Consider the following 10,416-nt stretch of genomic DNA (forward strand, 5'->3'; position numbering starts at 1 on the left):
TTACGCCAACTAACAAATAAATACAGTTTAACTTTAATTTTTTCCCCGGACAGCAGTGCGTGAAAACGGGCATCCATCTTCCTTTCTCAACAACTTAACAGACTACTTTTGCCCAGATTATTCAATAAAGGCACAAAAAGATGCCTAAATGCGATAATGCTTGGAAATTCCTGCTTTTATAGATGGTACAGACAAAATTCTGTCTAGAAACTTGCTTAATAATACAGTTCTGTTTATGCTGCACTAAAACACATAAACTAGTTTACTCAAGTGAGCAAGAACCAAACTCTTTGGAACGGAGAAGAGCTAGCTGATATATTTGAGCAGCAAGTGTCTAAATCCGTCTTGTGTTCAGGAGTTTCGATAGACTCTAGAACAATGAAAAAAGGCGATATTTTTATTGCAATAAAAGGTCCAAATTTTGATGGTCATCAGTTTGTAGAAACTGCAATTCAAAAGGGGGCAAGCTGTGTGATAGTCAGTCAAAAACCTTCAAGCCATACAAACATGATATTTGTTGATGATACAATGGAGGCTTTACTGAAGGTTGCAAGGGCTGCTAGAAAGCGCCTGTTAGGTATACCTATTGGAATCACGGGCAGTGTGGGCAAAACGACTTCAAAAGAAATGCTTAAGGTTGCGTTAAAAAGTCGTGAAAATATACATACCACAGTAGGGTCCCTCAATAATCACATAGGTCTACCTTTAACGCTTGCGAATATGCCTCAAGGAACGTCTATTGCCATTCTTGAAATGGGCATGAATCACGCTGATGAACTTAGGCATCTTTCTAAACTATGCATACCAAAAATTGGGGTGATTACCGGAATTGCAGCGGTACACTCGGAATTTTTCAAGTCAGTAGAGGATATAGCGTATGCTAAATCTGAAATATTTGAAGGTATGAACGAGAAAGATATAGCCTTGTTATCGCATGGAACATTACATTATGATGTACTATATCGCAATGCGTGTGATGCCAAACTTAATATTGTGACCTTTGGGACCGCTGATCATTGTGATGCGCAGTTATTGGAAGTAGAGCAAAAAAATGACAAACTACACGTAAGAGCACGATTTTTTGATAACACAATCACGTATGTGATTCCGACATGTGGACTGCACTTTGCAATCAACAGTGTTTGTGCATTGATGATAGCGAGACTCACAAATAATGACATTGAAGAAGCAGCGCACAACTTGCAACATTTTGAACCAATTCGGGGTAGGGGTAATAAAATAGTTTTAAAAAATGGCATTACATTGCTGGATGAATCGTATAATTCAAGCCCTGTTGCAGTTCAGGCAGCCTTAAAAACGCTTAGTTATTATAGAAATACGGGCTCTGCAAACCGGCTAATAGCGATTTTGGGTGACATGGGCGAGACGCAACAGAGATTTCATGTGGAACTATTGGAGCACATTCTGGAATCTGGAGTTGACATAGTTTTTACGGTAGGTGTGATGATGAAGGCTTTACACGATATGCTACCGAACAGCATCAAAGGGGTGCACACAACTACTTCAGAAGAGATGTCTGAGGTCATCGCAACGCGCATCGAAAAGGGGGATGTCGTATTAATAAAAGGGGGGAGATTTTTAAAAATGGAGCAAATTATGAACCAGATTATTAATGGACACAGTCATGACGACACAACGCAAAACTGAACTACTTGACAGCATCAGGGCCTTATACCAACAAATTAGAATGCACGATGAGTTATATTATAATCACTCAGCGCCTGTTATTTCAGATGGGGAGTATGATGCATTAAAGACAAAGTTTTACGAATTGAGAGGTGAGTTGTTAGCCATAGAACCATCTATACAAGGTGATTTCTTAGAGCTACCTGTTGGTGCAATTGCAGATCCTAGGTTTAAAAAGGTGAAGCATGCTCATTTGATGCTATCGCTAAACAACGCTTTTACCACAGACGAAGTAATTGACTTCATGCACAGAGCACACAAGGTATGCGATGTACAAGAAAACGAGCGGATTCAATTTTGTTGTGAGCCAAAAATTGATGGCGTCTCCTTTTCTGCAGTATTTAAGAATGGTAAGTTGTCTGTAGCTGGAACAAGGGGTGATGGTCAAGAAGGAGAGGATATAACTAACAGCATATTGGAGATGGCAACTTTTCCTGGGTCTGTAGATTATCCTGATGAATTTGAGGTGCGTGGAGAGGTATATATGCTGAAAAGCAACTTTCTTTTGCTTAACAGGAGGCAGTTGCTAGAAGGAAAGCAGCCGTTTGCAAACCCTAGAAATGCTGCATCAGGATCCTTAAAGCACATCAATACCCTTACGCTAAAGGCAAGAAATTTGCAGTACTTCGTTTGGGGAGGGTTCATCGATGGAGTAACTACACAGTATGAGCTTTTAATGAAGCTAAAGGGTATGGGCTTTGTTGTTAATCCATGCATACAGCTTTGTTCTACAATCGATGAGATAACGAAATACTACAGAACATTAGAGTTTAAAAGAAGTGAATTGGACTACGATATCGATGGCTTAGTGTACAAGATCAATGATCTAGCCCAACAAGAAAAGGCCGGTATCGTGGGAGGAAGAGCTCCAAGGTGGGCCATTGCACATAAATTTCCTGCTGTTAAAGCGGTTAGCAGGATTTTGGGCATTACAGTGCAAGTTGGCAGAACTGGAACATTAACTCCTGTTGCCGAACTGGAGCCTGTAGCTGTAGGTGGTGTGTTGGTCACCAGGGCATCGCTTCATAATGAAGATGAAATCATGAGAAAGGGTTACAGGGTAGGGGACACAGTGACGTTGGAACGTGCGGGTGATGTGATTCCAAAGGTGCTTGATGTTCTTGAAGAGTCGAGGCATCAAAAATCTGTACCATTTGTCTTTCCAACTATCTGCCCTGTTTGTGGTTCTGCAACTGAAAAAAATGACAACTATGCTATCAGGCGTTGTACTGGTGGTATGAAGTGTAGCGCTCAAGCAATAGGTCGATTGTCGCATTTTGTATCCAAAAGTTGTTTTAACATATTGGGGTTAGGTGAGGCGCAAATCGGTGAGCTGTACAGAACGAACATCATTAGAACCCCTGTTGACATATTTACATTACAAAAGCGCAACGGCAAGTCTATATCTCCTCCTCTTCAAGAGCGTGAAGGTTGGGGGGTACAATCTGTGCAAAAATTATTAGAATCCATACAGCAAAGCAAAAGTATTTCATTTGAGAAGTTTATTTATGCCCTAGGTATCTCTCACATAGGTCAAATAACCTCAAAACTTTTGGCTAAGCATTTTCAAAATGTTTGGGAATTTGCCAAGGTTACTGATACAGAGGAAACATGGGCGCAGTTGGAGAAAATTAACGGTATAGGTAAAGTTGGAATAGCAGGAATACAGGATTTCTTTAAGGATCCTGCTAATGTGGCGATAATTAATGGCTTACTTAAGCATGTTACTGTACAGGAATACCCAACAAAAATGAAGAAATCGACCAATTCGGAGGTAGCTGGAAAAACATTTGTTTTTACAGGAACTCTTAGCTCAATGGATAGAAGTAAAGCGAAAGCGATTGTGACCAAGATGGGTGGGGTTATAAGTGGCTCCATTACAACAAGTACAGATTTTCTTGTACGTGGTACTGAGCCTGGCTCCAAGTTATCAAAAGCAATGAACATGAACGTCCAGATTCTTGCTGAGGAAGATTTTTTAAAGCTCTGTGGTATACAGCAATAATAGACCTCTTGCCTAACTCATTCTGAGTGGTTATTTTGTCGTCAAAATTTGTCTGCGCTCCTCACATATATAGGATATGCTGCGGTGCTCACCTGCATTTTTCCTAAAAATTCCTCACTCATTTATGAGTTATGCAAGAGCTCTAATATCGCCTTTGTGTCAGTACAAACACTTTTAAGTCATATCTCAAATATTCTTGAATGATGTACTATATATTGTATCATCAAAGTATATACTCAACGTTGAGAATATAAAGGGGATGAAAGTGTTGATTATTGAGAGCGATAGCGCTATCGCTAAATCTCTTCAGATGCTGATGGGCAACGACAATATCTGTTCTGACATAGCTCTATCCGGGGAGGATGGAACGATCGCGATACATATCAATAGGTATGATCTTATTGTTTTGGAGTGGATGCTAGAGGACATGAGCGGCTGTGACATACTGCTCAAGCTGCGAAGAAATGATACGACTACGCCTGTACTTGTGATATCAGCTCTAGATACCACAGATCAAAAGATTAAGGCTCTGACGTATGGTGCTGATGATTACGTGACAAAACCTTTTAACACGGAGGAGTTGCTGGCTAGAATCAAGGCGATAGTGAGAAGGGCTAAAGGCCATGCAACGTCACTCATCAAGGTGGCAAATCTTGCAATAGACACCGATTCGCATACCACATCAATAGAAGGGGTCCAAGCTCCATTGACAAATAAAGAGCAAGTGCTTTTGGAGTTTATGGCTTTAAGAAAGGGCAGCATTATTTCAAAAGAAACGTTTCTGAGTCATCTTTATAACGGAATGGATGAGCCGGATCTAAAGATTATAGACGTATTTATTTGTAAAATGCGTAAGAAGCTTTTTCATCTCTCAGGGGGTTTGAACTACATAGAGACGGTTTGGGGGAGAGGCTACTCTCTTAAAGAACCAAAGGACTTTTATCAAAAACAAATGCTTGTCCAAAATTACCACACAAGCAGCTGCTGACAAAAGACTGCGGGTTTTACCACTGATCTTCTTGACATATGACGCGTTTTCATACTTAATACGTTCTAGTGATTTTAATGTGTTTTAACCACATCTTAAAGATATAGAGTAATATGAACAAGCCTTTGATGCCCAAAGCCACAGCAACCTGGTTGATAGAGAATACGTCTCTGACATTTCAGCAAATTGCGACTTTCTGCGATCTTCACGTACTTGAGGTTCAGAGTATAGCTGACGGGGAGGTAGGTAAAAGTATCATAGGTATAGATCCTGTAGCCACGGGTCAGTTAACTCATGAGGAAATAACGAGATGCGAGAGCAATCCTAATCTTCAGCTATCTCTATCTCCTAGGGCTTTGCTAGCGAGCAGAAAAAGGGTTGGTACAAAAAGGGCAAAATATACTCCGCTTGTAAAGCGCAGAGACAAGCCTGATGGTATTGCATGGCTTTTAAAACACTGTCCTGAACTAACAGAAGGGCAGATTGTGAAGCTGATAGGTACCACAAAAATGACAATAGCTGCGGTTAGGGATAAGACGCACTGGAACAGCCAAAATATTAAGCCTAGGGATCCTGTGATGTTGTCTCTTTGTACTCAGACAGCGCTTGACAGTGTTTATGGTGCTGCTAAGGAGAAAGCCCTACAAAAGCTCAATAGAGAGAGGGAGATGATTTTGAAAGGTCTTGAGGTTGACAAGGAACCGATCTGATTTTCGGTTTGTGTTTGATGTTGCACACATGGAAGCTGCCTATTCTTTGGCTGTTTCTGCTTATAACTCTGGGGAAGTTCCGGTTGGTTGCGTTGTAGTATACAATGGCAAGGTTATAGCGACTGGTGAAAACAGAAATGTAAGGTTATCAAATCCATTAGCGCATGCTGAAATGTTGGCCCTTGGTGCGGGTTTTGATATTTTGGGGACAAGATATCTGTCGGAATGCGATCTATATGTGACATTGGAGCCTTGTCCGATGTGTGCTGCAGCGATCTCTTTGGCAAGAATCAAGCGCCTATATTTTGCGGTAGAGGACACAAAATCTGGTGGAGTTATAAATGGAGCGAAAGTTTTCACCAGATCCAGTTGCCACCACAGACCGGAACTTATTATGGGAATAATGGAGCGGGAGTGTAGTCAATTGCTGCACCGTTTCTTTTATAACATAAGACGCTTTGAAAGGACATACTCGTGAAAACGGGCATCCACCAATCCCTCACGTAAATGAACAACGACAGACATTGTTGTAAAAATATCACACAGCTACCAAAAATTATATTCCACATCACATTTGAAGTTGTAGGTGATTTTTTAATGCTATAAAAATATAGCCAAGTCCGTTCTTTTAACAGACTAGCAATCAAACAATTTAAAAATAGGAGAACAAATTATTATGAAAAAAGTTACAACTTTAGCGATGGCGTTGTGCCTAGTCTCTTCTGTAGGAAGCGCAGCAGCTGTTGGAGATTACTATGTATCCGCTGCTTTTGGTGGCGTCAAGAGTGGTGTGAAGCATAAGAGCGGTAACGTTACAAGTACTATTAGAGCGACTGGTTTGGCGACTACGGTGACTGCAGGTGGCGCGGCCACGGTTCCTGCTAACCAAGGTTCTGCTGACTATAATTCTACTCTATCTATCCCAAAGTCGAGAGACGCTAACTCTTTGATGATGGAGTTCGCATTTGGTACATACTTGATGCCAAATATTAGAACAGAGATTGCCCTCAGCTACTTGCAAAATAAGAGTAAAAAGCAGAGATTTACAAACAGCATCAGCGTTGCACCGACTGCACCTTTTGTGACTCGTGCTACTCATCCGAACTTGGGTTTTGGTGATGCCCATATCGCGGCAGGTGGGGATGTGTCTACTGTCGGCAACACCACTATAACTGATCCAACAACTGCGGTAGCTGCTAGAGAGCGTGCTCCAGACCAAACCTTCCGCGCTGGTGTCAATGCAAAAACTTTGGCGATTATGTTGAATGCATACTATGACATCAAGATGTCGGAAATTGCATCTCCATATCTGATGGCTGGTGTTGGATACGGTCAAACCAGATACTCATTGTCAGGTGGTGCTCCAAATGGAGATAAACCAAAGAAAGGTAAAAAAAGTGACTTCGCATTCCAAGTTGGAGCAGGTGTTGACTTTAATGTCGCAGAAGCAACAACTCTTGGTCTAGGTTACAGACTTCGTTCAGGAGCAGGTAAGGTGAAGAAGAGCGGTTGGGAAGAGCTACAGCCTTCAGCAAAAGTTGCTCACGTGCTTTTGGCGAACGTCAGATTTAGCTTCTAGTGCTTAGCATCTGAATTTAGCTAAAACTTGAGAAAGGCCCTTCGGGGCCTTTTTTGTTTCCTCTTTATCCCCCCTTTTTCATTCGTCCCTCACGCAGTCGCACCTTGTCCTCCCCACTCCCTCCTTCGCCATTCCGACACTTCCTTCCTCACTCTCCTCTCCTTCGCCCTTCACGTGAAAATGGGCATCCATTTGTCTTCGCTATCCACGCACCTTCTCCTTTGCCATGCACATCTCCCCTTGCTAACAACTTAACAGACTACTTTTGCCCAGATTCTTTTCATTCCAATTAATTGGCGGACAGGCTCTATCCTAAATAGGCTGTGTGCTAAAAAAGTCGGTGATTAAACTAACGACGTGCTTGTGATCAGTGCTTTTATTCACCTCAGCTCTAAAGCTGCTGGCGCCAGTTAACCCAGAACTATACCATCCTATGTGCTTTCTAGCCATTGTGAGCCCAGCTTCTATGCCATAGTTGCTCAACATCAAATCGTAGTGCTCAAGCACAACGTCTTTAATCTCTTGCACTGATGGAGCGGAAAGGCGTTCCCCTGTTGTCAAATACCGCGCGACGTGATCGATAAGCCACGGTTTGCCATATGCACCTCTACCTATCATGACGGCGTCTGCAGAAGACTGACTTAAAGCCATGTCTACATCATCAAAGTTTTTGATGTCACCGTTCACTATTACTGGAATTGTAACAGCGCTCTTCACCTTTGGTATGAAAGACCAGTCAGCACTTCCAGTGTAAAATTGACATCTAGTTCGACAGTGCACAGTGATCGCTTTTATTCCGATGTCTTGAGCGATTTTTGAAAGTTTGGGGGCATTGAGTGAATTTTCATCCCACCCCATTCTCATTTTTAGGGTCACAGGTATCTTCACTGCCTTGACTACAGCTTCCAGAATCTTAATCGCCTTGTCCTCATCCTTCATCAAAGCAGAACCGGCATATCCATTTACAACTTTCTTCGCAGGACACCCAAAGTTGATATCTATGATGTCAGCTCCTATGTCTTCGTTAAACTTTGCCGCCTCAGCCATTATATTGGGTTCATGTCCAGCAAGTTGTACTGCGGTCAATCCATCGCCATGAGTAAGCTTTGACTTTTGTTTTGATTGCCTGCTGTTGTTTAACACAGCACGACTTGCAACCATTTCTGTTATTAGTAATGGTGAGCCGTATTTCCTGACTATCTCACGAAATGGCTGATCTGTTACACCAGACATGGGTGCTAAAACACACAAAATGTTTTCTTTATTTTTTAACGAAAATCCCATAAGCGATCATGGCAACGGTATGAAACAATCAATCCAAGTGTAGACAAAATACCACACTATATAAAAAAGTAATATAAAAGTAACATTATACAGTTGTATCCTTCATAGTGCCTTCATTATAATCAAACTGTGCTTGCAAAACAACTAAAAATGCCAAGTTGTACATCACAAAAGCACGAGAAGTAAGTGTATCAAATTTTATATTTTTTATAAAGGAGAACCGTATATGAAAAAAGCACTAGTTGGGATTGTTTTGGCTTCCCTGCCAAGTTTTGTATTGGCGGCTGATGACGCTAGCAATCTGAAAGTAACAGTTGGAGGAGATATAGACGTTCAAGGCGGATATGTCAACCAGAGCAAAGATTTTAGGTGGAAGACTCCGGGAGATCGCACGAGCGGCGAACTTAACAAGTTTGCGATTGTTAACGATACTAACATTAAAATTAAAGTTGAAGGTAAGTCTGACTCCTTGAAGTATGGTGGTGTGGTAAAGTTGCAGACCGATACCTCTGCTAGTAAGACCAGTAGTACTTCACCTGCTAGTAAGACCATGATATTTGTTGAGACACCATTTGGAAGATTTGAAGGTGGAAGTGTTGATGGTGTAACTACCGATACCATGCACGTTTCTGCGATAGAAATTGCAAAAGGTGCTGGCGGTATAGACGGTGCTGCGCCGTTTAGAGTGAACAGTTTAGCTGATGATACGGTATTAGTTGGTACTACTGCTAAGAACGTCAATACATACGACGTTTTTGTAACTTCACCTTACCTACCTGTTGGTCATGATCAGAGCCCTAAGGCAAACTGCATCAACTACTTTACTCCTTCATTTTATGGATTCCGTTTTGCTGTAGGTTATACGCCTGATAGTGAAATAAAAGGTACAATTTTTAAGGCAAACAACACGGCGAAGAACAAAAGCGACGAGTATACCGACATAGTAGAAGCAGCAATGCTGTATGAGGGTCAGTTTAACGACGTCTCATATAAGACAGGCCTGATGTTTCAAAGTGGGCGTGCGAAAAGCATAAAGTGGAGAAATGCTGGTACAGATGAGACTCTTCACCGCAAAGGCTTAAGAGCTTGGGAGCTTGGTTTATCTGTTGGATACAGCGGCTTTACTGTTGCGGGTTCATATGGTGACGCTGGTAGATCTGGAACTGCTGCCCAGAAGGAAGCCAACAGAAAGTATGGTTCATCTTACTGGAACGTTGGAACAGCTTATGAGATGGGTCCAATGGGCATGAGCGTTACGTATATGGAAAGCAAAAGAGCTGGAGCTCCTATAGTGTTTAAAGATGGCAATGATGTCACTTATGCTGGCTATTCACAAGATAGAAGCTATAACAAGTTTAAGCTTTTGTCGGTTGGTGCAGAGTATAAACTTGCTCCGGGGCTTTTACCTTACGCAGAGTTTAGCACTTTTGAGCACAAGAGATCTAATCGCTCTATACCTGGGTCTGCTGACATCGCCGCAGGCAAAACAAATAAGGGCCAGGTTTACTTAGTTGGAACGAAGTTGTCCTTCTAGTTTAGCTTGAGTTTTACCAAAAAAAGTGCCCAGCTGTTCAACACAGTTGGGCCTTTTTTATTTCATTAAGCGCTCCTGATATACAATCGACACAAGTTCACCCATTGCAAGAAGTGTTGTATGATGTATAATGTCATTACATACCAACACGAAGCGGTGACAAGATGAAGCAAAAAGCAAGCAAAACAAAGCGGCTCAAGTACGACGACGTGTACATGATTAATCCTCTCATCGACATCGCCTTTAAGAAGATCTTTGGCGTTGAGGCCAATTCTGACATACTGATATCATTGCTAAACTCTATAGTATCTGAGGAAGATCAGATAAGCGAAATAGAGATATTGAATCCGTACAACGAAAGAAACTTTAAGAAAGATAAGCTATCTATTTTAGATGTTAAGGCAAGGAACAAGCATACAGGGACGTACTTTTTGGTAGAGATGCAGCTGGCAGATGAGCTGGACTATCACAAGAGAGGGTTGTATGGCTGGGCAAGGGTATACTCTAATCAGATAGGAGCAAGAGGGAGGTGTAGAGATCTGAAGAGAACGATAGCGATACATATATTGAACTTTACAGCAATAGACTATGAGAAGGAGAAGGGGTGGA

The 10,416-nt window shown here is 41.8% G+C and carries 9 protein-coding genes; 8 read left to right on the top strand and 1 reads right to left on the bottom strand.

All coding sequences use genetic code 11. The features are described from left to right. Nucleotides 1-270: 270 nt before the first annotated feature. The 6 genes from EDM53_RS02110 (at nt 271) to EDM53_RS02135 (ending at nt 6,989) form a co-directional block, all read left to right on the top strand. Nucleotides 271-1,668, top strand: a complete 1,398-nt coding sequence (locus EDM53_RS02110) for a UDP-N-acetylmuramoyl-tripeptide--D-alanyl-D-alanine ligase (protein ID WP_130121961.1) — start codon at nt 271-273, stop codon at nt 1,666-1,668. Further along, entirely contained in the window at nt 1,646-3,712 is a 2,067-nt protein-coding gene (gene ligA / locus EDM53_RS02115) for an NAD-dependent DNA ligase LigA (protein WP_207215420.1), read from the top strand. The genes EDM53_RS02110 and ligA overlap by 23 nt, the downstream gene beginning before the upstream one ends. A 259-nt stretch (nt 3,713-3,971) precedes the next feature. Then, nucleotides 3,972-4,700 (top strand): response regulator transcription factor, encoded by a 729-nt coding sequence (locus EDM53_RS02120; RefSeq protein WP_130121975.1) that lies wholly within the window; start codon nt 3,972-3,974, stop codon nt 4,698-4,700. Nucleotides 4,701-4,813: 113 nt separating this feature from the next. Beyond that, entirely contained in the window at nt 4,814-5,410 is a 597-nt protein-coding gene (locus EDM53_RS02125; protein ID WP_130121965.1) for a cell cycle transcriptional regulator TrcR, read from the top strand. Beyond that, nucleotides 5,391-5,888, top strand: coding sequence for a nucleoside deaminase (locus tag EDM53_RS02130; protein WP_340641744.1), 498 nt, complete (start codon nt 5,391-5,393; stop codon nt 5,886-5,888). Before EDM53_RS02125 ends, EDM53_RS02130 begins: the two co-directional genes overlap by 20 nt. A 198-nt stretch (nt 5,889-6,086) precedes the next feature. Beyond that, complete coding sequence (locus EDM53_RS02135) at nt 6,087-6,989, top strand: outer membrane protein (protein WP_130121967.1); 903 nt, start codon at nt 6,087-6,089, stop codon at nt 6,987-6,989. A gap of 312 nt (nt 6,990-7,301) precedes the next feature. Here EDM53_RS02135 and dusB read toward each other — a convergent pair whose 3' ends face one another. Then, nucleotides 7,302-8,273 (bottom strand): tRNA dihydrouridine synthase DusB, encoded by a 972-nt coding sequence (dusB, locus tag EDM53_RS02140; RefSeq protein ID WP_242507829.1) that lies wholly within the window; start codon nt 8,271-8,273, stop codon nt 7,302-7,304. 226 nt (nt 8,274-8,499) lie between these two features. Here dusB and EDM53_RS02145 point away from each other — a divergent pair, with 226 nt between their 5' ends. Both EDM53_RS02145 and EDM53_RS02150 read left to right on the top strand, forming a co-directional pair. Then, nucleotides 8,500-9,807 carry a porin gene (locus EDM53_RS02145; protein ID WP_130121971.1) on the top strand — a complete coding sequence of 436 codons (1,308 nt, stop codon included), beginning with the start codon at nt 8,500-8,502 and terminating at the stop codon, nt 9,805-9,807. 164 nt (nt 9,808-9,971) lie between these two features. After that, nucleotides 9,972-10,416 (top strand): Rpn family recombination-promoting nuclease/putative transposase (locus EDM53_RS02150; protein ID WP_130121973.1); only part of this gene is annotated, 445 nt, incomplete at its 3' end.

This window comes from Rickettsiales endosymbiont of Peranema trichophorum (assembly GCF_004210275.1).
GTDB lineage: Bacteria > Pseudomonadota > Alphaproteobacteria > Rickettsiales > Midichloriaceae > RICK02.

Excerpts from the sequence above, each read along its gene's own strand:
- EDM53_RS02120 (WP_130121975.1), top strand. The coding sequence starts at position 3,972 with ATGAAAGTGTTGATTATTGAGAGCGATAGCGCTATCGCTAAATCTCTT.
- EDM53_RS02125 (WP_130121965.1), top strand. The coding sequence starts at position 4,814 with ATGAACAAGCCTTTGATGCCCAAAGCCACAGCAACCTGGTTGATAGAG.
- ligA (WP_207215420.1), top strand. The coding sequence starts at position 1,646 with ATGACGACACAACGCAAAACTGAACTACTTGACAGCATCAGGGCCTTA.
- EDM53_RS02145 (WP_130121971.1), top strand. The coding sequence starts at position 8,500 with ATGAAAAAAGCACTAGTTGGGATTGTTTTGGCTTCCCTGCCAAGTTTT.
- EDM53_RS02135 (WP_130121967.1), top strand. The coding sequence starts at position 6,087 with ATGAAAAAAGTTACAACTTTAGCGATGGCGTTGTGCCTAGTCTCTTCT.
- dusB (WP_242507829.1), bottom strand. The coding sequence starts at position 8,273 with ATGGGATTTTCGTTAAAAAATAAAGAAAACATTTTGTGTGTTTTAGCA.